Raw genomic sequence first — 22,710 nt, 5'->3', positions numbered from 1 at the left:
CTGAGTTGCCGCTCCGGCATCGTCCAGCCGCACCGCGATGGGGCGTTATGCGCCTTGATCGCCCTCGGCGGGTGGCGTGGTGGCGGTCGGGGTGGGGGTCGGTTTCGTCGGTGTCGGGTCCGCGGTCGGGTTCGTGGCGCCGGCCGTCGGCGTGGTCCGGGGCGCGGTGCTGTGGGGCGCCGGGGTCGGCGGGGCCGACGCGGGAGTGGACCGGTGGCCGTGCGCCGGAGCCGTCGCAGCGCGGGAGGCCGGCGCACCCGGCCTCGCGTGTCGCTTTGGTGCGGCCGTGTGCGGCGCGCCCGCCCGCGGTCGGTGGGGCATGGCGGCAGCCGCGGCGGGGGCCGAGGTGGCACCGGGGGCTGCGGTGGGGCCGGCACTCTTACTCGACGTTGAGTGCGAAGGCGTGGACGGCGCGTTGCCGTCGGCCAGGGGGGAGGCGAGAGCGATCGCGGCCGCGGCGATCGCGGCGGCCGCCGTGAGTGCTCCGGCGGCAGGGGCCTTGCGCCAGGCCGGGCGGCGCTTGGCTGCGCCAGGAGGCGAGGCGATCGCGCCGGTGTCGGGGCCCGCTGTGGCAGCGTGGTGGTGAGCCGCGGGTGCGGCGCCGGGGATCCCCTCTGTGGCAGTGGGCACACTCTCCTGCCAGGGGCCTTCAGCGAACCAGTCGGCCGCGTCCTGTGCGGTAGGGCGCAGTTCGGGCTGTTTGGCGAGCATTCTCAGCAGGTAGGCGTCCATCTCCGGCGGGGTCTGCGGGCGCAGTCGCCGAGGCGGTACGGGGTCGTCTTCCACGTGTTGGCGCAGCACGGCGATGGGGTGTTCGCCCGTGAACGGCGGTCTTCCGGTGAGGAGTTCGTAGAGCGAGCAGCCGAGGCCGTAGATGTCGGCGGGGCTTCCGGCGCTCCAGCCGCTGGCCGCCTCGGGGGACAGGTAGAGGCTGGTTCCGAGGACGGTGCCGGGTCGGGTGGCCGCGGCGGTGGTCTCTTCGTAGGTGCCGCGGGCGATGCCGAAGTCGGCGATCTTCACCGAACCGTCCTCGTCCAGCAGCAGGTTGGACGGTTTGATGTCCCGGTGGACCACTCCACGCTGATGGGCGGCAGCGAGTCCTGCGGCGGTCTGCGCGGCGATTGCGGCGACGCGGGCGGGGGCCAGGGGCCCTTCTTCGCGTAGTTCCTGGGCCAGGCTGCGGCCGGGGACCAGCTCCATCACCAGGAAGCAGCATCCGTCCGCCGTCCCGACGTCGTAGACGCTCACGGCGTGCGGGTCGCTGAGGCGGGCGGCGGTGCGCGCCTCGTGCTGGAGGCGTGCGACCGCGTCCTCGGCGGTCTGGGAGGATCCGGCGAGTACCTTGACGGCCACCGGCCGGCGCAGCCTGAGGTCCCAGGCCCGCCACACCTCGCCCATTCCACCGCGTCCCAGCATGGCGTCCAGTTGGTAGCGATCGGTCAGCATCACGGTGACGGACTCCCTTGGGCGCATCGAGGGCCGGCAGCCGAGACCGGACCCGGAATCTGCCGTTCGGCGGGGTTGCTGTCACCGGACTGGTCGGGTGCCTTGTTCCCTTTCCCCGGTCGTCCGCATCCGCGGCACGTGAGGCCGTGGGGTACGGCCTGTGATCTCCCACCGGATACCCGTCCCGGGCCGGGTAAACGTCGGAGCCGGCTCCGGCACCACGAGGACTTCGTCCTGCGTGCTCTCCAGGTAGGCGGCGTACGGCACGGCCCATGGAACCGGCCGGAGGCGAGCCGCAGCAGGGAGAGAACCGTGCGGGCCGCGGGCTGCCGAAGCGCGCACCGCATGTGTGCATCGTCCAGCCGCGGGCACCCGCTCAACCTACGAGCGGGCGTCCGGTACGGCAGCGGCACCGGTCGAACCGTCCGAAGAAGAGAAGAGGCGAGACACCGTGCCCCGAGGATCGAGCGCGAAGCGTGAGCGCCAGTACGAGGCCATCAAGGACAGTGCCAAGGACCGCGGCGAGTCCGAGAAGCGGGCGGAGGAAATCGCCGCGCGCACCGTGAACAAGGAACGGGCCCGCGCCGGCGAATCACGGACCGCCAGCCGCACCTCGACCAAGGACCTGTCCTCGTCCAAAAGGGGCGGGCAGCGCTCCCACTCGGACTCCCGTGGTCCGACGAGGGACCAGCTCTACAACGAAGCGCGACAGCGCAACATCAAGGGCCGCTCGTCCATGACGAAGTCTCAGCTGAGCAAGGCGCTCGGCCACTGACCGAACCACCCGGCGACGCTCCTCCGTCAGGAGCGACGGCGGCCGGGCGCCCGGGGAGGGCACGCATGACCATCACCGCAGGACCCCAGGCCGGGGACACGGCGCCCGGCGAGCCGCCCGACATCACAGCCCTGGAGGCGGCGCTTCGCCAAGAAGTCGACGGCGAGGTGCGCTTCGACGCCGGCAGCCGCGGAGCCTATGCCACGGACGGCTCCAACTACCGGCTGGTGCCCCTCGGGGTGGTCGTCCCGCGGTCGATCGACGCAGGTGCCGCCGCGGTCGCGGTCTGCGCGCGTTTCGATGCGCCCGTGCTGTCGCGCGGCGGCGGCACCAGCCTGGGGGGCCAGTGCACCAACACCGCGGTGGTCATCGACTGGACGAAGTACTGCGGCGCGCTGGTCTCGGTCGACGCCGAAGCGCGGACCTGCCTGGTCGAGCCAGGCATCGTGCTGGACGAGCTGAACCGGCAACTGGCCCCGCACGGCCTGATGTTCGGGCCGAAACCGGCAACGCACAGCCACTGCACGCTGGGCGGGATGATCGGCAACAACTCCTGCGGAGCCTCGGCGCAGGCATACGGGAAGACCGTGGACAACGTCCGCCGCTTGGAGGTGCTGACCCACGACGGCACCCGGATGTGGACCGGCCGCACCTCACCCCAGGAGTACGACGAGATCGCCGCGGCGGGGGGACGCCGCGGCGAGCTGTACTCCGGGATGGGGGCGCTGGCCGACACCTACCTTGCCGACATCCGGCAGGGCTACCCGAAGATCCCCCGCCGGGTATCCGGCTACAACCTGGACGACCTGCTGCCGGAGAACGGCTTCCACGTCGCCCGGGCCCTGGTCGGCAGCGAGGGCACTCTGGTGACGGTGCTGCACGCCGAGCTGGACCTCGTTCCGGTGCCGGCTGCCCAGGCGATCCTCGTGCTGGGCTACCCCGACATCTGCGCCGCGGCGGACGACGTTCCGAACGTCCTGGAGCACTGTGACCCCGCGCAACTGGAGGCGCTCGATGACCGGATGGTGCAGCTCATGCGTGAGGAGCACATCCACGTCGAGTCGCTGAGCTCCTTCCCGGCCGGTGGGAGCTGGCTGTTCGTCCAGTTCGCCGGCGACAGCAAGGACGACGTCGAGCGCCAGGCACACGAACTGCTGGCCGCCCTGGGGCGGCACGAGCACGACGACGACGTCACCTTCTCCGACGACCCGGAGCGCGAGCAGCGCATGCTCAAGGCCCGGGAGGCGGGGCTTGGCGTCACTGCTCGTCCACCGGACGGGCGGGAGACGTGGGAGGGATGGGAGGACTCGGCGGTGCCCCCCGAGCGGCTCGGGGACTACCTGCGCGACCTGAAGAAGCTCTTCGCGGCGTACGACTACGACCACCCCACGCTCTACGGCCACTTCGGGCAGGGCTGCGTGCACACCCGCATCCCGTTCGGCCTGCGCACGGCCGAGGGCGTGGCCGCCTTCCGGTCCTTCCTGCACGAGGCCGCCGACCTGGTCTCGTCGTACGGGGGCTCGCTGTCGGGGGAGCACGGTGACGGGCAGGCGCGCGGCGAGCTGCTGCCGAAGATGTTCGGTGACCGCCTCGTCACCGCGTTCGGCGAGCTCAAAGCGCTGTTCGACCCCGACGACCGGATGAACCCCGGCAAGGTCGTCGCCCCGAACGCCCTCGACTCCCACCTGCGACTGGGGCCTGACTGGCGGCCGCACGACGACTCCGACGCCCGCTTCGGCTATCCGGACGACGACCACTCCTTCAACCAGGCGGTCATGCGCTGTGTCGGCATCGGCAACTGCCGCAGCCACGAGGGCGGGGTGATGTGCCCGTCCTACCGGGCCACCGGCGAGGAGGAGCACTCCACCCGCGGCCGGGCCCGGCTGCTGTTCGAGATGATCGGCGGCCACCGCGACTCCCCGGTCACCGGCGGCTGGCGCTCGACCGAGGTCCGCGACGCGCTCGACCTGTGCCTGGCCTGCAAGGGGTGCAAGTCCGACTGCCCGGTCGGCGTCGACATGGCCACCTACAAGGCGGAGTTCCTCTCGCACCACTACCAGGGGCGGCTCCGGCCCGCCGCGCACTACGCGCTGGGCTGGCTGCCGGTGTGGGCGCGCGCCTCGCGGATCGCCCCCGGCCTGGTCAACGCCACGCTGCGCGCCCCGGGCATCTCGCGGCTGGGCAAGCGGCTGGCGGGGGTCGCCGATCGGGACGCACCCCTCTTCGCCCGCGAGTCGTTCGTCCAGTGGTGGCGCGCTCGCGGCACGGCGCAGCCCGAACCCGGCGACCCGCGCGCGGTGGTGCTGTGGCCGGACACGTTCAGCACCTACTTCCATCCCTCGGTCGCCCGGTCCGCGGTGCGCGTGATGGAGGACGCCGGGTTCAGGATCGCCGTGCCGACCGAGGCCGTGTGCTGCGGCCTGACCTGGATCTCCACCGGGCAACTCGACGTCGCTCAGCACGTGTTGCGCCGGACCCTTGACGTGCTCCGCCCCTGGATCGAGGCCGGCACGCCGGTCGTCGGCCTGGAACCGTCGTGCACTGCGGTCTTCCGCGCCGACGCGCCCGAGCTGATGCCGGATGACGAGGACGTCAAACGGCTCGCCGGGCAGTTCCTCACCTTTTCCGAGCTGCTGCTGCAACGCGCGCCCGAGGGCTGGCAACCACCGAAACTCACCCGGGCCGCCACCGTGCAGACCCACTGCCACCAGCACGCCGTCACGAAGTTCGACGCCGACCGCGAGCTGATGCGCAGGGCGGGCATCGACGCGGACGTGCTGGACGAGGGATGCTGCGGCCTGGCCGGCAACTTCGGTTTCGAGGCCGGTCACCACGAACTGTCCATGCAGATCGGCGAGGCAGGTGTCCTGCCCGCCGTCCGGCAGACCGCACCGGATGCCCTGGTGCTGGCCGACGGCTTCAGCTGCCGCACCCAGATCGAGCAGGGCGGCACCGGCCGCGGCGCACTGCACCTCGCCGAGGCCCTCGCGGCCGCCCTCGACGGTCCCGCGCCCGCCGACCGGCCGGAGAAGGCCGTCGCCCGGCCCACCGCGCCCTCGCCGGCGGCAGCCCGGTTGCTCACCGCTGCCGCAGCGGCCGCCGCGGTGGGCACGACCGGCGCCGTCGTGTACGCGTTGGCCCGCAGAAACCGGGGCTGACCTCTCGTCCCGCGCCGGCGGGCCCCGATCGAACCATTGTCGCAACGAAAGGAAGCACCGTGTCGATGAAGGTGTCCGACTACGTACTGCAGCGCCTGCGTGAGTGGGACGTCGAACGCGTCTTCGCCTACGCCGGGGACGGCATCAACGGCCTGCTCGCCGCGTGGGGGCGCGCCGACGACCAACCGCGCTTCATCCAGGCCCGGCACGAGGAGATGGCAGCCTTCGAGGCCGTCGGCTACGCCAAGTTCTCCGGCAAGGTCGGCGTCTGCGCGGCGACCTCCGGCCCTGGCGCCATCCACCTCCTGAACGGCCTGTACGACGCGAAACTCGACCACGTGCCGGTGGTGGCCATCGTCGGGCAGACCAACCGCAGTGCCATGGGCGGTAGTTACCAGCAGGAGGTCGACCTGCTCAGCCTCTACAAGGACGTGGCTGCCGACTTCTGCGAGATGGTCACCGTCCCCGAGCAGCTGCCGAACGTCCTCGACCGGGCGATGCGCACCGCGTACGCCAAGCGCACCGTCACCGCCGTGATCATCCCGGCGGACGTGCAGGAACTGGACTACTCGCCGCCCGAGCACGCCTTCAAGATGGTTCCTTCCAGCCTCGGCGTGGGCAAGTACGTCCCGGTCCCCGACGAGGAAGAGCTCGGGCGGGCCGCCGATGTCCTCAACGCGGGCGAGAAGGTGGCGATCCTGGTCGGCCAGGGAGCCCGGCACGCGCGGGCGGAGGTCGAGCAGCTGGCCGACCAGCTCGGTGCCGGGGTCGCCAAGGCCCTGCTCGGCAAGGACGTGCTGTCCGACGAACTCCCCTACGTCACCGGTTCGATCGGGCTGCTCGGCACCCGGCCGTCCTACGAGCTGATGCAGGGCTGCGACACGCTGCTGGTGGTCGGTTCCAGCTTCCCGTACACGCAGTTCCTCCCGGACTTCGGGCAGGCACGCGCGGTACAGATCGACATCGACCCGTTCATGGTCGGGCTGCGCTACCCCTTCGAGGTCAACCTCGTCGGAGACGCGGAGGCGACCCTGCGGGCGCTGCTCCCGCGCGTGCGGCAGAAGGAGCACGGCGCATGGCGGAAGAAGGTCGAGAAGGACACCGCCCGTTGGTGGGAGGTCATGCAGCGGCGGGCCGCGGTCGACGCCGACCCGATCAACCCCGAGTACGTCGTCCACGCCCTGGACGACCTGCTGCCGCAGGACGTGATGCTCTCCGCCGACTCCGGCTCCTCCGCGAACTGGTACGCCCGCCACCTGCGGATGCGCGGGGAGATGCGCGGCTCACTGTCCGGCACCCTCGCCACGATGGGCCCGGGCGTCCCCTACGCGATCGGCGCGAAGTTCGCCCACCCCGACCGGCCGGCCATCGCGCTCGTCGGGGACGGCGCCATGCAGATGAACGGTATGGCGGAGCTGATCACGGCCGCCAAGTACTTCCGCGACTGGCAGGACCCGCGGCTGGTCGTGGCGGTGCTCAACAACCAGGACCTCAACCAGGTCACCTGGGAGATGCGCGCGATGGAGGGCGCGCCGCAGTTCGTGCCCTCGCAGAGCCTGCCCGACGTCCCGTACGCGGACTTCGCCCGCTCCGTCGGGCTGGACGGCGTACGGGTCGAGAAGCCCGGCGAGGTCCTGGACGCCTGGCAGCGGGCGCTCGCCGCGGACCGGCCGTTCGTCATCGACTTCCGCACCGATCCGGCCGTGCCGCCGATCCCGCCGCACGCCTCGCTCGACCAGATCGAGGCGGCCGCCTCCTCGGTGCTGCACGGCGACAGTGACCGGGCCGGCATGGTCCGGCAGGGCTTCAAGGCGAAGGTGCAGGAGATGCTGCCCGGCCATCGGCACCGCGACGACCGGCCCGGCGCCGAGGACTGACCGTGAGCCGCCGGACGAGGGAGAGCCGCTCCGCGCCGAGCCGGCCCGGATCGAGCAGCCGGTCGGTACCGAGCGGTCGGTCCGACGTCGCCGAGCCGGGCACCGCCGACGGGCCGGAGGTGGAGGCGGTGGAGACCACCGTGTACACCGTGCCCACGAAGTCCCCTGAGGCGGACGGAACCCTCGCCTGGGACGCCACCACCCTGGTCGTCGTCCGCGTGTACGCCGGCGACCAGGCCGGTCTCGGCTGGACGTACGGCTCGCCGGCCGCCGCCGCGGTGGTCCGCGACCACCTGGCCGAGGTCGTCACCGGACGCCCGGTCTGGGACATACCGGCGGCCAACGAGGCGATGAACCGGGCGGTACGCAACGCCGCCCGACCGGGCATCGCCGGACATGCCATCTCCGCCATGGACATCGCCCTGTGGGACCTCAAAGCCCGCCTGCTCGGCCTGCCGCTCGTCCGGCTGCTGGGCGCCGCCCGCACGGACGTCCCGGTCTACGGCAGCGGCGGCTTCACCACGTACGACGAGCGGCGCCAGGACCGCCAACTGCGTTCCTGGACCGAGGACCAGGGGATCCCCCGGGTCAAGATCAAGGTGGGGGAGTCATGGGGCGCCGCCGAGGAACGCGACCGTGAACGGATCAGTCGCGCCCGGCGGAGCATCGGCGACGCCGCGGAACTCTACGTCGACGCCAACGGCGGCTACACGCGCAAGCAGGCGGTCCGGATGTCACGCCACCTCGACGCCGAGCACGTCACCTGGTTCGAGGAGCCCGTCTCCTCCGACGATCTGACCGGCCTGGCCCAGGTCAGAGCCGCGGTACAACCCGACGTCACCGCCGGGGAGTACGGCTACACGCTGCTGTCCTTCCACCACCTGCTGGCGGCGGACGCCGTCGACTGCCCGCAGGCCGACGTCACCCGCTGCGGAGGCATCACCGTCTGGCTGCGCGTCGCCGCCCTCGCCGAAGCACACGGCCTCCAGATCTCCGGCCACTGCGCCCCGCACCTGCACGCCCACGCCGCCGCAGCCGTCCCGAACCTGCGCCACCTGGAGTGGTTCCACGACCACGTCCGCATCGAGAACCAACTGTTCACCGGAACCCTCGACCCGGCCGGCGGAAGCATCCGTCCCGGCGCCGACGGCGCCCCCGGCCACGGCCTCGCCCTCCGCGAGAAGACCGCCGAACCCTACCGGGAAAGCTGAGCCCGACATGCTGCCGCGTCAGGACGCCCCGGCCCAGCCCAATTGACCAGCCGACGGAGCGCATCCGGGGAGCCCGAGATCGCACAACGGGAGATCGCGGCACCGTGTTCCGGGTAGCCGGAGGAGGAGAGAGCGCTCGCCGACCCGGATTCCCGGGGAGCGCGATCGGACCGGATCAGCGATGCCCGAGTCGTCGGCCCCACCGGACCGGCCGGCACCGCCGGAGACGAAAGGCAGCGGACCCATGGCGCGGACAGTGGTGATCACCGGAGCGAGCGGCGGGATAGGGCGGGCCGTGGCGCGGGGGTTCGCCCGCAGAGGGGACCGGGTCTGCCTGCTCGCGCGCGGCCGCACCGGCTTGGAAGCGGCGGCGCAGGAAGTCCGGGAACTCGGCGGCCAAGCGGTGGCGATACCCGTGGACGTGGCGGACCACCATGCCGTAAGCGATGCCGCGACGGAGGCCGAGGAGCACTTCGGCCCGATCGATGTCTGGGTCAACGTCGCGTTCACCTCCGTGTTCGCGCCCTTCACCGAGATTCGGCCCGAGGAGTTCCAGCGCGTCACCGAGGTGAGTTACCTCGGATACGTCAACGGGACCCGGCAGGCACTGGCGCTGATGCTGCCTCGCGACAGCGGCGTGATCGTGCAGGTCGGCTCCGCGCTGGGGGAGCGGTCGATCCCCTTGCAGAGCGCCTACTGCGGCGCCAAGCACGCGGTGAACGGGTTCACCTCGTCGGTCCGCACCGAGCTGATGCACCAGAAGAGCGGGGTACGCGTCACCGTGGTCCAGATGCCGGCGGTCAACACGCCCCAGTTCTCGTGGGTGCTCTCCCGGCTGCCGAGGCATCCTCAACCCGTCCCGCCGATCTACCAGCCCGAGGTCGCGGCCAGGGCCGTGGTCTACGCCGCCGACCATCCCCGGCGCAAGCAGTACTACGTCGGAGCCTCGACCGTCGGCACGATCCTCGGCAACAAGGTCGCGGCAGGCCTGCTCGACCGCTACCTGGCCCGGACCGGCTACGACTCGCAGCTGACCGGGCAGAGCGTCGCCGCGGATCGCCCCGACAACCTGTACCAGCCACTCGACGGCGACGGGCCCGCCGCCCGGGACTTCGGCGCGAACGGTGCCTTCGACACTCGGTCACACCCGCGATCCGCCCAGGCGTGGCTCTCGCGGCACGCCCTCGTGGCCGGGACGTCGGCCGCGCTTGCCGCTGTCGCCGTGGCGGGAGCGACCCGGATCGCTCGCCGCTGAGGGCACGCCGCCAAAGGGGACCTGAACCCCCTCCGCGAGCGGGCCGCTCGGCCGACGGGGAGCCAGGGTTCCTCCTCCTACAGAGCGTCGCGCAGCGCCGGCAGCAGCGACTTCTCGGACCACCGGAGGAACGGCTCCTGGTGCTCCCCACCGATCTGGATCAGAGCGATCTCGTCGAAGCCCGCGTCGGCGTAGGAGCGCACGGCTTCCACGAACGGTTCGGGGTCGCTGCCGCAGGGGATCGAGCGGGCGACGTCCTCGGGCCGGACGAACTGGGTGGCCCCCGCGAAGCCGTCCGTAGTGGGAATTTCCGCGTTGACCTTCCAGCCACTGCCGAACCAGCGGAACTGGTCGTGGGCCCTGTCCACCGCTGCCTCGCGGTCGGTGTCGTAGCAGACGGGGATCTGGCCGACCCGCGGCTTGCCGGCTCCGCCGTGCTGGTCGAACGTATCGAGCAGCTGACGGTCGGGTTCGGTGGCGATGACGAGGTCGGCGAGCCGGCCTGCGATCGCGCAGGATCGTTCGCCGGAGACCGCGACGCCGAGGGGCGGCGGGGTGTCCGGCCGGTCCCACAACTTGGCACCGCGTACATCGAAGTGGCGCCCTGCGTGGTCGAGTTCTTCTCCCGCCAGCAGCGCCTTGATGATGCCCACGGCTTCTTCCAGTTTCTCCAGGCGGACCGCAGCGGTCGGCCAGGGGCCCACGACGTGCTCGTTGAGATTCTCTCCGGAACCGAGACCCAGCCGGAACCTGCCCTCGGACAGCAGTTGCAGGGTCGCCGCCTTCTGCGCGATGACCGCCGGGTGGTAACGGAAAGTCGGGCACGTCACGTACGACATCAGCGGAATGCTTCGCGTGGCGTTTGCCGCCGCGCCGAGGACGCTCCATGCGTACGGCGCGTGCCCCTGCGCGTCGAGCCAGGGGGAGAAATGGTCGGACGTCACGGAGAAATCGAAGCCGGCGCGCTCCGCACCCACCAGGTGTTCGACCAGGTCACGCGGTCCTGCCTGCTCGGTCATCATCGTGTACCCGATGCGTACCATGGTGATCATCTTCCCGGTTCGGTCTCGCCCTGCGCGGAGTGCCTCGAGCCTCGGCCGACCCGGTACGCGCATCGTCCACGGCGCGGCGGCCCGGGACCGGTGGACTCGCGGGTCGCTCGACCGGGTGGCCGGGAAGATCCCTCGTCGGCAGTATCACGGGTGCCCGCCACGTGCCGGGTCATGCGGCTCGACCGCGGGTGGGGCCGGCCGCTGAAGGGTCCGTTCGGGGCTGGCGCGGCGGAGCGTCGCCACACCGGCGGGGGACCTCTGCGGGAGGGGGCCGTTGATGCCGGCGGCCGTGCGGCATGGCGTGGCCGAGGTTCGAGGTGGCGCAGCGGGTAGACGCCGGTCATGGACGTCGTATGGGGGCCAGGCGGAGACAGCACGGTCCGCAGCGCATATGTGACGTTCCGACGGGCAGCCGACGTTACCTGAACGACTCCCAACTGAGTGAGGACACAGGAATGTCGAAGATCGAAGAGTCCGTCGAGGTCGACGTGCCCGTGAACACCGCCTACAACCAGTGGACGCAGTTCGAGGAGTTCCCGCAGTTCATGGACGGTGTGGAGCGCATCGAGCAACGTACGGAGACGCTGACCCACTGGACCACGTCGGTGCACGGGGTGACCCGCGAGTTCGAGGCCGAGGTCACCGAGCAGATACCCGACGAGCGAGTGGCCTGGACCACCATCGACGGTCAGGTGCGGCAGGCCGGAGTGGTCACCTTCCACCGGCTGGGCGACCACCGGACGAAGGTCATGCTGCAACTCGACCACGACCCGGTCGGCATCGCGGATTCCGTCGGTGACAAGCTCGGCTTCATACGTCGGCAGGCCAGCGGCGACCTCCGCCGGTTCAAGACCTTCATCGAATCCCGTGGCAGCGAGAGCGGTGCCTGGCGCGGGCAGGTCTGATCCTCCTCCCGTCGTCGGCCGCAGACTTCCGAACCCGACGGCGTGAGCCCGCCCGGCATGTCGTGCGGAGCGACGTGTGGGCTGTCCGGAAGGGGAGTTCCGGACAGCCCACCGCGCGACTTCCTCAGTTCGGTCAGCGGCCGATGGCGTCCTTGGCCTTGTCCATCATGGCGGCGAAGGGCCCGGCGAGTGCCAGCATGGTCGGGTTGCCTGCTGCTGAGGGATGCGGGTGGGTCGGAGCGAGGTGTTCGGCCCGGCGCAGGCGTGCGCCCATCTTCTGACGCTCGTCGGTGCTGCACTCCGAGATCAGCGCAGGGAACTCCTCCCGCTCCTCGTGGGTGGCGTGATCGTCCACAGCCTGCTCGAACTCCGCGAGGGTCGCGTCGAACTCGGGGCTGGAGACATCCATGCCCTCAAGTTTCCTGAGGACCTCGCTGGCTTCCTTCTCCTCCGCGTTCCGGGCGTCGGCCTCCCGAGCTCCGGCGGCCTTCTTGGCCGCGGGACGGACGACCAGTTCCTCACCCGCCTCGTGGACCGCCAGCAGCGCGCGCAGTGCGTCGAAGGCCTCTTTCTTGTTGTCGCCCTGTGCGGCGGACACGCGGCTGAACAGTTCGCGGATACGGGTGTGCTGTTCGAGCAGTAGCGCCACCACGTCTCCTTCGGGCAGCGGTGTCGACGTACCCATGTCGGTTGGCGAATTCATGACCGGCTCCTTCGAGGACTGGTAGCGGATTCGTTGCCCGGTCGGCTGTCCGGACCCGGGGGCCTCAAACGCCGCGTCAGTCCTCCTGCGCCCGGGCGCATGTGGGGCCAACCGGACGAGGAACAGCATGTGACTGTGCGGTGCGGGGCAACAGAGTCGGCATGGACCATTCGGAAGCACCGGTGCTGGCGGCGTTGGCGGCCTACCACGAAGAAGATCAGTTGCCCTTCACGCCGCCGGGGCACAAGCAGGGGCGGGGAGCCGATCCGCGGGTGGTCGAGGCCGTGGGTGAGGGGATCTTCCGTTCCGACGTGCTCGCTGTGGCCGGGCTGGACGACCGGACCTCCTCGAAGGGGGTCCTGAAGCGGGCCGAGGCCCTGATGGCCGACGCCGTCCACGCCGACCACACCTTCTTCTCCACCTGTGGAAGTTCCCTGTCGGTGAAGGCCGCGATGCTGGCCGCAGCCGGGCCCCACGAGGAACTGCTGCTCAGCCGGGACGCGCACAAATCAGTCGTCTCCGGTCTGATTCTGGCCGGTATCCGTCCGGTGTGGGTGCAACCGCAGTGGGACCCCCAGCTGCACCTCGCGCACCCGCCGGCACCGGAGTCCTTCGAGGCCGCCTTCGAGGAGCATCCCGGCGCCCGTGGCGCCCTGGTGACGAGCCCGACACCCTACGGGACGACCGTTGACCTGGCGGCGATCGCGGAGCTCTGCCACCGTCGGGACCGGCCCCTCGTTGTCGATGAGGCATGGGGCGCGCACCTGCCCTTCCATCCGAAGCTGCCGACCTGGGCCATGGACGCCGGCGCCGACGTCTGCGTCACCTCCGTGCACAAGATGGGCTCCGGCCTGGAACAGGGCTCCGTCTTCCACCTCCAAGGCAGCCGCGTCAGTGCCGATGCGCTGGCGGCGCGGGCGGACCTGCTCGGAACCACCAGCCCCTCGGTGCTGCTCTACGCAGGACTGGATGCCTGGCGCCGCCAGATGGTCGAGCAGGGCGAGGAACTCCTCACCCGTGCACTGGCGTTGGTCGACCGGGTCCGTGCGAGTCTCGCGGAGGTCGCCGGCCTCCACGTTCACGGCCGAGCCGACTTCTGCGGTCCGGGGCGCGCCTACGACATGGACCCCTTGCAGGTCTTCGTGGACGTGTCCGAGCTGGGCGTGACCGGCTACCAGGCCGCGGACTGGATGCGTGAGCACCACCGGATCAACCTCCACCTGTGCGACCACCGCCGCGTCAGCGCGCAGTTCACCTACGCCGACGACGACGGGACGGCCGACCGGTTGCTGAAGGGCCTGCGCGACCTGAGCCGCCAGGCCGGCGGCCTTCAGGCCACACGAGAGGTACACGTTCCCTCGCCTGGGGAACTGCAGTTGGAGCAGGCGATGCTTCCCCGGGACGCTTTCTTCGGACCCATCGAGAGCGTGTCCTGCGAACGCGCCGTCGGGCGGATCGCCGCCGAGATGCTGACTCCCTACCCGCCCGGGATCCCCGCGGCCCTTCCCGGTGAGCGGCTGAACGGCGACGTGGTCGACTACCTGCGTACCGGGGTGGCGGCCGGGATGGTCGTCCCCGACGCGGCCGATCCCGAGGTGAAGACCATCCGCGTCGCGATCGAGGACTGAGCCGAGGACGGGGGTTGGTGTGCGGCACCGCAAGGTGTGCGCCTGCGGTCTACAGCGACCGGCAGGTCCGCCCGGCCTCGATCCGGTCCCGCAGCCGTCGCCAGGGCATCACCCCGCTACCGCCGACGCGTTCGGTCGGTAGGTCAGCCCATCTCACTGTTCCGCCCGCTCCAACCGCCACGCGCTTGACTGTGCCGACCGGTGCATCCGCTGCACAACCGCCTTGTGTACAGCTGTCATTGCCCGACCGATGGCCGACGGAAGAAGTCAATGAGCGCAGATGCCAAGGCGTCGGGTGCCTGTTCAGCAACATGATGTCCGGAGTCGATGCCAAATCCACGCACGTCAGTGGCCCATTGACGCCAGATGGCAAGGGGATCTCCATAGAGCGCCTCCAGGTCGTCGCGGAGCGACCAGAGGATCAGTGCTGGGCAGGTGACGCGCGCGCCGACGGCCCGGTCGGCCTCTTCGTGCTGCCGGTCGACAGTCAGGCCGGCTCTGTAGTCCTCGAGCATCGCCCGTACGACGTCAGGATTTCGGATTGCCCGTCGCCACTCGATGTAGTTCTCGGCTCCCATCGCGTCACGATCACCCTGGTACCACTTGTCGGGGTCCGCGGTAATGACCCGCTCGGGAACCTCCGGCTGCGCGAAGAAGAACCAGTGCCACCACCGCGTGGCGAAGTCGACCGTGATCCGGGACAGATGCTCCGTCAGCGGCAGACAGTCAAGGAATGCCACACGAGAGACGGCCTCAGGGTGGTCGAGCACGAGGCGCAGCGCCACGCTGCCCCCACGATCGTGCCCAGCGAGCGCAAATCGACGATGCCCGAGATGGCGCATCACGGCTACTACGTCGCCTGCGACCGCGCGCTTGGAGTAGCCCGCATGGTCCGCCGTGAACGTCGGCCCTCGGGAGCGGCCGTAACCGCGCAGATCCGGGCAGACGACGGTGTGACCAGCTTCCACGAGCTGTGGAGCGACCCGGTGCCATGTGGCCGACGTGCGGGGGTGGCCGTGCAGCAGGACCACCGCTGGCCCCTTGCCGCCGAAACGCACGAAGACGGATGCCTCACCCACTTCAAGGTGCGTTTCTTCGAAACCCTCGAACATCCTGGCCTCCGTCCCCCTGCGGGCGCACGCGCCTTGCGGCCGATGCAGCGTCGACCTCACCTTTGCCCGCCCCGGCAGTGACCATGCACTCCCCTCGGTCGACCGGCGACGGAAGCGGTCAGAAGACCATCGCCGGTCGTCGAGCAGTCAGCGGAGGAGAGATCTGCACCCTCGACTGCAACGGTCGCGTGGACCTGATGTCGGGTGTGGGATGGGTGAGGAAGGGCAGGCGGCGGTCTCTGCGGAACGCGCAGCAGCCGTCCGCACGCACCGAACGAAGGAGCGCCGTCATGCCCGCAGGATCGAACCGCAAGCGGGAACGCCAGTACGAACACATCAAAGAAAGCGCGCAGCAGCGAGTCTACGAAGAGGCGAAGAAGAAGGACGTCGAGGGACGCTCGTCCATGAACAAGGAGCAGTTGCGCAACGCTGTGGGCCGCTGACCGCCTGTGGGTCCAGCACTACGGGGTGCCCGGCCCCGGCAGGACCTCGTCAGGGGGCCCATACGTGCGAGTGCGACATACCGATCGCGGGGACGGTGAGGCTGGTCGAACAGCGCAGCAGATCGTCCCCCTGCCTCATCCGGCGAACGCGGGTATCCGGGTGAAAGCTCGATCCGAACCGTTTCCTGCCGGTGTGACCGGTCACGCGTACAGGTGGCCCGCGGACGAGGGGGAGATCCGCGGCGCCTCGGTGAACGGCTCTGACAGGAGGGTGTGCACGATGGCGGACAACGGCCCGGAGCGGGGTGGCGACGCTCCTGGAGGCGCACACGAGGCGGGTGTGGCACCCGAGAAGCCGTCGGATCTCCCCAAGGGCTCCGTGCGCGGCATTCTCAAGCGCACCCTCAAGGAGTACAAGGCCGACAATCTGGCCGACCTGGCCGCGGCCCTCACGTACTACGCGGTCCTCGCGGTCTTCCCCGCACTGCTGGCGCTGGTGTCCATCGTGGGCTTTCTGGGCCCTTCCGCTGTCAGGTCGCTGAAGCACAACATTGCCACCCTCGCTCCCGGGCCGGTGCGCACTGTCCTGACGAGCATCGTGAACCAGGTACAGGGCAACCAGGGCTCAGCCGTTCTCGCCCTGATCGTCGGCATCGTCGTCGCCCTGTGGTCCGCGTCGGGTTACGTGGCGGCCTTCATGCGGGCGGGCAATGCCGTCTACTCCGTCGGTGAGGGCCGCCCGGCCTGGAAGGCGCTCCCGACGCGCTTCGCCATCACGGTGTTCATCGTCGTCATGCTGGCGGCCATCTCGGTGGGCATCGTGTTCACCGGAAAGCTGGCCCGCAGGACCGGGAACGTGCTGGGTCTCGGCGACACCGCGGTCACCGTCTGGAACTTCGCGAAGTGGCCGGTGATGCTCGTGCTGTTCGCGCTCGTGGTCGCCGTACTGCACTGGGCGGCGCCCAACGTCCGGCACGGCTTCAGGTGGGTCACGCGGGGCAGTTTGCTGAGCGTCGCGATCTGGCTCGTCGCCTCGGCGGCCTTCGCGGTCTATGTGGCCCACTTCAGCAGCTACAACAAGACGTACGGCACCTTCGCCGGGATCATCATCTTCCTCGTCTGGCTGTGGGTCTCGAACATCGCCCTCCTCGTGGGCCTGGAATTCAACGCGGAGACCGAACGCGCGCGGGCCGTCGAAGGCGGCCATCCCCCCGGGCAGGAGCCCTACGTCGAACCCCGCGACCGCCGCGCGCTCTGAGCACGCACGGCGGCAACACGCTCTCCTCGGGGCCTGGTTGCCGGGTTGCATGACAGCTGAGGAGGAAGGCAGCTCCTGCGGTCGGAGCGGCCTGGACGGGGAAGTCGCGGCGCCCGTAAGCGGGCGGGAACCTTCGGAGCAGCGCGCGAACAGAGTGAGGCGCATGGCACTTCCCCCGTCGTGGGGGAGGTGATGTGGGGTACCCGCTTTCCATGACGGCAGATGTGACGCTCGGCGTCGAGGAGGAGTTCCTGCTGCTCGACCGGCAGACAGGAATACCGGTGCCGCGCGTCGGCCAGGTGCGGGAAGCGGCTGACCAGCAGCCCGGCCTGGAGCGAGAAGAGGTTGACAGCGAGCTGCTCCAGGCTCAGATCGAGATCGCCACTCCGATCTGCTCCGACCTCGACGAGGTGAGCTCGCACCTCACCCGATACCGGCAGACCGTGGCGGGCGCGGCACGCGCGGCGGACTGCCGGCTCGCGTCGACCGGTGGTGCCCCGGTGTCCGGTCAGGTGTCGGTGCCGGTGACCGGCGAGCGCCGGTACCACGAGATCCATGCCGACGTGGCCAGGCTGGTCGACGAGCAGCTCATCTGCGGCATGCACATCCACGTGGCCGTACCGGATCGCGAGGCCGGTGCCGCGGCGCTGGGCCGGTTGCGGCCGTGGTTGCCCGTCCTGGTCGCGTTGGGTGCCAACTCCCCCTTCTGGGAGGGCCGTGACACCGGATTCGCGAGCTGGCGCACCGTCGTCTTCGGCCGGTGGCCGGTCAGCGGCCCGCCGCCGTTCTTCTCCGGCGCTTCGCACTACGAAGAGCGGGTCGCCGCGCTGCTGGCCACCGGGGTGGTCGCCGACCGCCACCAGCTCTACTGGCACGCCCGGCTGTCCGACGACTACCCCACCTTGGAAGTTCGCGCGCCCGACGTGCAGGTGGACGTCGGCAGCGCCGTCACGATCGCCGGAATCGCCCGGGGACTCGTGGTGACCGCACTGCGCGAGGGCCGCCGCGGCGCCCGTGCCCTGGACCCGCCGGCCAGCGTTCTGGAAGCCGCCGGATGGCACGCCGCGCGCAGGGGGCTGACCGCCGACCTCGTCGAGCCCCGTACCGCCACACCGGCACCGGCGGCGGACGTGGTCTGGGCGCTGGTGGAACGGATCACCCCCGCGCTGAAGGAACTCGGTGACCTCGACCGGGTGACCGCCGGCGTACAACGGCTGGTCAACGAGGGAACAGGCGCCGAGAGACAGCGTGCCGCCCTCGTCAAGGGCGGCACCGAGGAGCTCCTGGGCCTCATCGCACCGGAGCCTTGCTAAGGGTTGTCCCGTAACTCCAGGCCGCAGTTGACTGCTTCCACGTTCTGCTCGTCGCGGCTGGAGGGCGGTTTGGGAGCCGGAGGCAGGGCGGACCCCATTCCGCCCCGCACGGCCGTCCCGCGAGGTCAGCGGTAGTCGCTGGGGTGGGACTGCATCCAGGTGTTGATCTCGTCGCGGGTGCGGACCAGTTGGGCCTGGTGGCGCTTGAGGTTGACGTCGGACACGTCCGAGCCGAGCGCGTGCTGCATCTGCCGGATCCACGCCCGGGGCTGCGCGAAGTGCCCGCTGCCCTTCGGGCTGGCCGCCATGGAGCGGTCGAGGTCGTCGAGGTTCGTGAGGAGGCGGTTGAGGAAGTACGTGCAGTTCCCCGGCGCCGTGCAACCGTCGTTGTAGGTGGCCTGGAGGACCGCGAAGGCGTCCCGGACCTGCGGGACGGCAGCCCCCGGCGCGGATTCGGTGGTCGGGAAGACCGATGTCGTCCCGGTCGGGCCGGGGGAGGACGTGGACGTGGTGCTGTCAGGGGTCACGACCGCGGGGGAGGTCGTGCGCACCGGTGCCGCGTCGTTGCGGTCCTTGCCGGTGCCGGACGAGCAGCCCGCGAGCAGCGCGAGGGCGACCGCCAGCCCCGCGGCCACGGCTGTGCGTCTGCGGAAAGTGGGCCTGATGCGGCCAGGTCGCCGGCCGGTGGCCGTTACATCGGTCATGGGGGTGTAAGACCTCTCAGTGGGCGAAGGGCGGCGCGAAGCAGCCCGACTCCGGATACGGGCCGTTGACCTGGACGTCGTAGTCGGCCTTCTGCACGAAGGCGGTGACGCAGGCGTCACCGTGCACGCTCAGGCCGACCTGGGCACCTGCGGGGGTGACGTAGTGGTCGCCCTCGAACCGCTGGTCCATGGCGCGTACTTCGCAGGGTGACGGCAGAGGCCAGCAACAGACCGGCAGCAAGGTGCCTTCGCCGCAGTCGCTGTCGAGCGGGAGCTGCCATGGCGTGCACTCTAGCCGCGAAGTCCCGCCGATCGAGGATACGGCCGGATAAAGCCACCGGTGGACGGGAGGCGCCGAGTGGGACGGTCTCCGTGGCCATCGGGTCTCGCGGAACGAAGACCAGGCGGCGGCCTGCGGTTCGCGAAGGACACCGTGCTGATAGTGGACGGCACCCTGGTGCCCACCTGTGACCACCAGGTCGCCGAGCAGTCCAAGAACTACCGCTAGTCCACCAACCACCAGGTCGTCAATCGATGCCGACAACCGACTCGTCGTGGTAGTCGGCAGACCTCTGCCCGGCAAGCGCAACGACTGCATGGCCTGGGAGGAGTCCGGCGCGAAGGCCGCCGTCGGCACGACCACGACGATCGCCGATGGCGGCTATCCGGGCACCAGTCGCGTGATGCCTCACCGCCGCCGTCCCGGCGAGGAACTACCCGACTGGAAGCAAGCCCACAACAAGTCCCACAACAGGTCCGCGCCCGTGTCGAGCACTCTTCGCCCGCATGAAGAACTGAAGATCCTCCGCGACTGCCACCTCAAAGACGACGGCGTCCATGACGCCGTGCTCGACATCGTGCCGATGCACAACCTCGCCCTTGCCGGATGATCCACCGCTCAGACGGCGTCGTCCCCTGCTCAAGGCGACTCAGAGATCATTTACGGGACAGCCCTTACGTTGGTTGGCAGGGCGGACGGCGTTGGGCGACTCGTCCGAGCCGGCCGCTGACGGCCTTGGGGGAACTGGAGATCCGGGTGGGCTGATCTGGCGGTTCGGCGGGCGGGTGATCTGCGGGCGGTGTCGCGGACAAGGAACGAGTTCGGTGCTCGTGTGTCGGCGGGTGGCGCGCTGGGCGAATCGGTCGGAGACAAGACGGGCGATCGCGAGGTGGGTTTCGGCGTAGGGGTCTCGCCGTGCGGTCAACTCATTGGTGTGCTCGACGCAGATCCGGCAGAGGACTGGCGGCGCCTGGTTCGACGCCCTCGCCCTCGGCATCGGCCAAGACGTCCTCCAGGTCAGGACCTGACGTCGAGCGGCCGCAGGAAGCGGCGCTCGTACCGCTTGATGCAGCGGGTGTGACGAGCCAGTTCGAAGGCATCCTGGCACTCCGGGTCGGTCACGATGTCCGTGCGGTACTGCTCGTACGCGGCGAGACTGGGAAAGGAGAAGAGGGCGTAGGCGATATCGCTGTCGCCTTCACTCGGCAGGAAGTAACCGTGGTGCGTCCCGCCGAACCGGTTGACGAGCCCGACCCAGCGGCGGCCGTATTCCTCGAAATCCTCAAGCTTGTCGGCGTCGATCTCGTACTTCAGATGAATGGTGATCATGCCGACATGATGCTGCATACGGGTTCGGGCTCGAATGCCGCCTACCTCTCAGGCCGCCAAGCCGCCCCCCTGAGGCGAGCGTGGAGTTCGCCCTCGCCCGCGTCCCTCTGCATGGTCCTTACGAGAAGGTCTCGGGAAAGTCTGGGTAGGCGTGGGCCAGGACGGGATGAAAATGGGAGATCGACGTGGGCTGGGAACGGTTCGGAGAGCAGATGGCGTCGATGGCTCGGGACCTGTTGGCACAGGACTCCGTCGACACCACGTTGGAGCGGATCACCGCATCGGCCACCGAACTGGTGGATGGCTGCGACGCTGCCGCCATCCTCGTGCTGCACGGCAAGAAGGTCGAAACCCTCGCCCCCACCGACCAGGTCGCCATCGCCAGCGACCGGCTCCAGGAGAAGCTGGCCGAAGGGCCGTGTTTCGACGCCGCCCGCAGCAAGCACGGCGAGCGGGTCTTCCGCATCCACGACCTCACCGCCGAACAGCACCGCTGGCCCGCCTACGCCCCCCAGGTCCACCAGCTGGGGGTCGGCAGCATGATGGGCTTCCTGCTGTTCACCGACGACGAGGACCTTGGCGCGCTCAACCTCTACTCCCACACCCCCCGCGCCTTCACCCAGGACAGCGAGACAGCCGGCCTGCTGCTCGCCTCCCACGCCGCGGTCGCCTTTTCCGCCGCCCGTACCCAAGCGCAGATGGAATCCGCCCTCGCCACCCGCCACGTCATCGGCGAAGCAATGGGCATCCTCATGGGCCGCAACCAACTCACCGAAGACCAGGCCTTCGACGTTCTGCGCCGCTACTCGCAGGAGACCAATAGCAAACTCCGGGACGTAGCCCGCCGGATCTGCGAAAACGGCAGCCTTCCCTGACCAGACCCTGCGGCTCCTCGGCTTATGGTCTGAACCGGGGAAGTCTCAGGCCAGGTCAGCCCCCATCGGAACACCCCCAGCCTGCCCATCAAGTCCCCAACCCGCCCCGACCCACAACTCATGAGCTGGCTGATCGAGGGCCCCGTGCAGATTGTGGCCGAGGACAGCACGGTCACCGAGACCGAACGGTTCGTGTCTGCCGTGCGCACATGCCGGTCGCAGCCGCACCTATCGGAAGGGGCGGGCGCATCCTCCGCTATGCCGACACGATTCTTGGCGAATCCATGGCAAATCGAACTTCCTGCCTTGTTATCCATGGCGGCGGGTAGTTCGCCCGGCGCTGGAAGCGTCCCCCGGATGCGAAACCGCTGGGACAGATGAGACTGGAACTACCGAGGGCCGCAAGAAGGCTGCCCCGACCGCGGGGCCGACTGGATTGAGCGAGGCCCTCGGGATTTCGCAGTCTCCGGCCTCGTTCGAACCGCTCACCGACCGCGAGAGGTGAAGGGTGATGGATGAACCCAGGAACCTCGGCCTTGCTGCGGCCGTGGCCGGTGGCTATCTGCTCGGCCGCGGCAAGAAGGGGCAGATGGCGCTCGTCGCCGCCGCCCTGCTGGCCGGCAGGGGGTTGCGGCCGGGCGCGTCCGGAGACGGCGACGGTGAGGGCGGGGCGAGTCCCGACTCCTCGCGGACCGGGCATGGCGGAACCCGGGGTCGCGTCGGCACGGCGGCCCGCGGCGCTGCCGCTTCGGTGGCGAACCGCGGTATCACCGCGCTCACGGACGCGCTGCATGAGCGCACGCTCGGCCTGAACGACGCGGACGCAGGCGACGAGGTTGCGGAGCCCGAGGGGGAACCGGCGCCTGAGCCGGCCAAGGGCAGCGACATTGGCGAGGGAGCAGGCTCCGAGGACACAGCTCGGGGCAGTTCCGCGCCGGCCGCACCGAAGAGGACGGCGAAGAAGGCCGCCTCCGGTAAACGCCCTGCGAAGAAAGCGGTCAAGGCCGCGGCCAAGAAGCCGACCGCGACCAAGGCGCCAGCGGGGAAGAAGGCCGCTCCGGCCCGTAAGACGACGGCGAGGAAGAACCAGTCCACCCAGAAAGCAGCCCCGCGCACCCGGCGGGAGAGGTGATCGTCGATGGCGACCGACCAGAAGACGAAGGAAACCGAGCCCAGCCCGATGGCCCTGCTCAAGCACGAGGTGGGCCAGTACCTCAGTGCTCGTGCCAAACACGCGGCCCGCAAGGCCGGGAGCCGGCTGACCGAGGCGGCCGACAAGCTCGTGGACGTGGATGAGGACAGCGGGACCGTCCCGAAGGTCGGCAAGCGGGTCCTGCACGGTGAGTCGCCGGCCAAGGCGATCGCCGCCGAGAAGGGCGAGGACAT

Annotated in this window: 19 protein-coding genes and 2 pseudogenes; 14 read left to right on the top strand and 7 right to left on the bottom strand. The window is 70.0% G+C overall.

Annotated features, from left to right (window positions below; all coding sequences use genetic code 11):
- Positions 1–45: 45 nt before the first annotated feature.
- Positions 46–1,446 carry a serine/threonine-protein kinase gene (locus tag C4U44_RS40080; RefSeq protein WP_235032709.1) on the bottom strand — a complete coding sequence of 467 codons (1,401 nt, stop codon included), beginning with the start codon at positions 1,444–1,446 and terminating at the stop codon, positions 46–48.
- A gap of 451 nt (positions 1,447–1,897) precedes the next feature.
- Between C4U44_RS40080 and C4U44_RS40075 the strand changes: the two genes are divergently transcribed.
- The 5 genes from C4U44_RS40075 (at position 1,898) to C4U44_RS40055 (ending at position 9,722) form a co-directional block, all read left to right on the top strand.
- Positions 1,898–2,221 (top strand): plasmid stabilization protein, encoded by a 324-nt coding sequence (locus C4U44_RS40075; RefSeq protein WP_103891061.1) that lies wholly within the window; start codon positions 1,898–1,900, stop codon positions 2,219–2,221.
- A gap of 65 nt (positions 2,222–2,286) precedes the next feature.
- Complete coding sequence (locus tag C4U44_RS40070) at positions 2,287–5,379, top strand: FAD-binding and (Fe-S)-binding domain-containing protein (RefSeq protein ID WP_103891060.1); 3,093 nt, start codon at positions 2,287–2,289, stop codon at positions 5,377–5,379.
- Between the two features lie 65 nt (positions 5,380–5,444).
- Positions 5,445–7,256: a thiamine pyrophosphate-requiring protein gene (locus C4U44_RS40065; RefSeq protein ID WP_103891059.1), complete on the top strand. Its 1,812-nt coding sequence runs from the start codon at positions 5,445–5,447 to the stop codon at positions 7,254–7,256.
- Between the two features lie 119 nt (positions 7,257–7,375).
- Positions 7,376–8,467 (top strand): enolase C-terminal domain-like protein, encoded by a 1,092-nt coding sequence (locus C4U44_RS40060; RefSeq protein ID WP_103891105.1) that lies wholly within the window; start codon positions 7,376–7,378, stop codon positions 8,465–8,467.
- A gap of 244 nt (positions 8,468–8,711) precedes the next feature.
- Entirely contained in the window at positions 8,712–9,722 is a 1,011-nt protein-coding gene (locus C4U44_RS40055; RefSeq protein ID WP_103891058.1) for an SDR family oxidoreductase, read from the top strand.
- A 77-nt stretch (positions 9,723–9,799) separates the two neighbouring features.
- On the opposite strand, the gene C4U44_RS40050 is transcribed toward C4U44_RS40055, so the two are convergent.
- A complete protein-coding gene (locus C4U44_RS40050) occupies positions 9,800–10,765 on the bottom strand; it encodes an LLM class F420-dependent oxidoreductase (RefSeq protein WP_103891104.1) in 966 nt (321 codons plus the stop codon).
- Between the two features lie 464 nt (positions 10,766–11,229).
- On the opposite strand from C4U44_RS40050, the gene C4U44_RS40045 reads away from it, so the two are divergent.
- Positions 11,230–11,679 carry an SRPBCC family protein gene (locus tag C4U44_RS40045; protein WP_103891057.1) on the top strand — a complete coding sequence of 150 codons (450 nt, stop codon included), beginning with the start codon at positions 11,230–11,232 and terminating at the stop codon, positions 11,677–11,679.
- 133 nt (positions 11,680–11,812) lie between these two features.
- Here the strand turns inward: C4U44_RS40045 and C4U44_RS40040 are convergent, their stop codons facing one another.
- On the bottom strand, positions 11,813–12,382 hold the full coding sequence (locus C4U44_RS40040; RefSeq protein WP_103891056.1) for a hemerythrin domain-containing protein: 570 nt from the start codon (positions 12,380–12,382) through the stop codon (positions 11,813–11,815).
- A gap of 161 nt (positions 12,383–12,543) precedes the next feature.
- Here C4U44_RS40040 and C4U44_RS40035 point away from each other — a divergent pair, with 161 nt between their 5' ends.
- Positions 12,544–14,010, top strand: coding sequence for an aminotransferase class I/II-fold pyridoxal phosphate-dependent enzyme (locus C4U44_RS40035; protein ID WP_103891103.1), 1,467 nt, complete (start codon positions 12,544–12,546; stop codon positions 14,008–14,010).
- Between the two features lie 236 nt (positions 14,011–14,246).
- Here C4U44_RS40035 and C4U44_RS40030 read toward each other — a convergent pair whose 3' ends face one another.
- Complete coding sequence (locus C4U44_RS40030) at positions 14,247–15,122, bottom strand: alpha/beta fold hydrolase (protein ID WP_103891055.1); 876 nt, start codon at positions 15,120–15,122, stop codon at positions 14,247–14,249.
- A 290-nt stretch (positions 15,123–15,412) separates the two neighbouring features.
- Here C4U44_RS40030 and C4U44_RS42200 point away from each other — a divergent pair, with 290 nt between their 5' ends.
- The 3 genes from C4U44_RS42200 to C4U44_RS40020 all read left to right on the top strand — a co-directional run bounded on the left by C4U44_RS42200 (position 15,413) and on the right by C4U44_RS40020 (position 18,136).
- Positions 15,413–15,565, top strand: coding sequence for a hypothetical protein (locus C4U44_RS42200; protein ID WP_200823576.1), 153 nt, complete (start codon positions 15,413–15,415; stop codon positions 15,563–15,565).
- A 280-nt stretch (positions 15,566–15,845) separates the two neighbouring features.
- Positions 15,846–16,823 (top strand): YihY/virulence factor BrkB family protein, encoded by a 978-nt coding sequence (locus C4U44_RS40025; RefSeq protein ID WP_103891054.1) that lies wholly within the window; start codon positions 15,846–15,848, stop codon positions 16,821–16,823.
- 212 nt (positions 16,824–17,035) lie between these two features.
- Positions 17,036–18,136, top strand: a complete 1,101-nt coding sequence (locus C4U44_RS40020) for a carboxylate-amine ligase (protein WP_103891053.1) — start codon at positions 17,036–17,038, stop codon at positions 18,134–18,136.
- Positions 18,137–18,261: 125 nt separating this feature from the next.
- Here the strand turns inward: C4U44_RS40020 and C4U44_RS40015 are convergent, their stop codons facing one another.
- Together C4U44_RS40015 and C4U44_RS40010 are read right to left on the bottom strand one after the other, a co-directional pair.
- Positions 18,262–18,771 carry a hypothetical protein gene (locus tag C4U44_RS40015; protein WP_103891052.1) on the bottom strand — a complete coding sequence of 170 codons (510 nt, stop codon included), beginning with the start codon at positions 18,769–18,771 and terminating at the stop codon, positions 18,262–18,264.
- Positions 18,772–18,856: 85 nt separating this feature from the next.
- On the bottom strand, positions 18,857–19,030 hold the full coding sequence (locus C4U44_RS40010; protein WP_200823575.1) for a hypothetical protein: 174 nt from the start codon (positions 19,028–19,030) through the stop codon (positions 18,857–18,859).
- A 225-nt stretch (positions 19,031–19,255) separates the two neighbouring features.
- Between C4U44_RS40010 and C4U44_RS40005 the strand changes: the two are divergent.
- A pseudogene (locus C4U44_RS40005) lies at positions 19,256–19,730 on the top strand (transposase); the annotation flags it as partial.
- A 407-nt stretch (positions 19,731–20,137) separates the two neighbouring features.
- Here C4U44_RS40005 and C4U44_RS39995 read toward each other — a convergent pair.
- The gene (locus tag C4U44_RS39995) at positions 20,138–20,449 is read right to left on the bottom strand and encodes an NIPSNAP family protein (RefSeq protein ID WP_103891102.1); all 312 of its coding nucleotides are present in this window, start codon (positions 20,447–20,449) and stop codon (positions 20,138–20,140) included.
- A 212-nt stretch (positions 20,450–20,661) separates the two neighbouring features.
- Between C4U44_RS39995 and C4U44_RS39990 the strand changes: the two genes are divergently transcribed.
- The 3 genes and pseudogenes from C4U44_RS39990 to C4U44_RS39980 form a co-directional block, all read left to right on the top strand.
- Complete coding sequence (locus C4U44_RS39990; RefSeq protein WP_103891101.1) at positions 20,662–21,324, top strand: GAF and ANTAR domain-containing protein; 663 nt, start codon at positions 20,662–20,664, stop codon at positions 21,322–21,324.
- A 511-nt stretch (positions 21,325–21,835) separates the two neighbouring features.
- Complete coding sequence (locus C4U44_RS39985) at positions 21,836–22,456, top strand: hypothetical protein (protein ID WP_103891051.1); 621 nt, start codon at positions 21,836–21,838, stop codon at positions 22,454–22,456.
- Between the two features lie 6 nt (positions 22,457–22,462).
- Positions 22,463–22,710: pseudogene (locus C4U44_RS39980) on the top strand (SRPBCC family protein); the annotation flags it as partial.

The organism is Actinacidiphila yanglinensis, assembly GCF_900107965.1.
Taxonomy (GTDB): domain Bacteria; phylum Actinomycetota; class Actinomycetes; order Streptomycetales; family Streptomycetaceae; genus Actinacidiphila; species Actinacidiphila yanglinensis.
This window is presented reverse-complemented; position numbering and strand designations above follow the sequence as displayed.

Coding starts and splice junctions, on each gene's coding strand:
- C4U44_RS40080 (WP_235032709.1), bottom strand. CDS start 1,446: ATGCTGACCGATCGCTACCAACTGGACGCCATGCTGGGACGCGGTGGA.
- C4U44_RS40070 (WP_103891060.1), top strand. CDS start 2,287: ATGACCATCACCGCAGGACCCCAGGCCGGGGACACGGCGCCCGGCGAG.
- C4U44_RS40065 (WP_103891059.1), top strand. CDS start 5,445: ATGAAGGTGTCCGACTACGTACTGCAGCGCCTGCGTGAGTGGGACGTC.
- C4U44_RS40055 (WP_103891058.1), top strand. CDS start 8,712: ATGGCGCGGACAGTGGTGATCACCGGAGCGAGCGGCGGGATAGGGCGG.
- C4U44_RS40050 (WP_103891104.1), bottom strand. CDS start 10,765: ATGGTACGCATCGGGTACACGATGATGACCGAGCAGGCAGGACCGCGT.
- C4U44_RS40045 (WP_103891057.1), top strand. CDS start 11,230: ATGTCGAAGATCGAAGAGTCCGTCGAGGTCGACGTGCCCGTGAACACC.
- C4U44_RS40040 (WP_103891056.1), bottom strand. CDS start 12,382: ATGAATTCGCCAACCGACATGGGTACGTCGACACCGCTGCCCGAAGGA.
- C4U44_RS40035 (WP_103891103.1), top strand. CDS start 12,544: ATGGACCATTCGGAAGCACCGGTGCTGGCGGCGTTGGCGGCCTACCAC.
- C4U44_RS40030 (WP_103891055.1), bottom strand. CDS start 15,122: ATGTTCGAGGGTTTCGAAGAAACGCACCTTGAAGTGGGTGAGGCATCC.
- C4U44_RS42200 (WP_200823576.1), top strand. CDS start 15,413: ATGCCCGCAGGATCGAACCGCAAGCGGGAACGCCAGTACGAACACATC.
- C4U44_RS40025 (WP_103891054.1), top strand. CDS start 15,846: ATGGCGGACAACGGCCCGGAGCGGGGTGGCGACGCTCCTGGAGGCGCA.
- C4U44_RS40020 (WP_103891053.1), top strand. CDS start 17,036: ATGACGGCAGATGTGACGCTCGGCGTCGAGGAGGAGTTCCTGCTGCTC.
- C4U44_RS40010 (WP_200823575.1), bottom strand. CDS start 19,030: ATGGACCAGCGGTTCGAGGGCGACCACTACGTCACCCCCGCAGGTGCC.
- C4U44_RS39995 (WP_103891102.1), bottom strand. CDS start 20,449: ATGATCACCATTCATCTGAAGTACGAGATCGACGCCGACAAGCTTGAG.
- C4U44_RS39990 (WP_103891101.1), top strand. CDS start 20,662: ATGGCGTCGATGGCTCGGGACCTGTTGGCACAGGACTCCGTCGACACC.
- C4U44_RS39985 (WP_103891051.1), top strand. CDS start 21,836: ATGGATGAACCCAGGAACCTCGGCCTTGCTGCGGCCGTGGCCGGTGGC.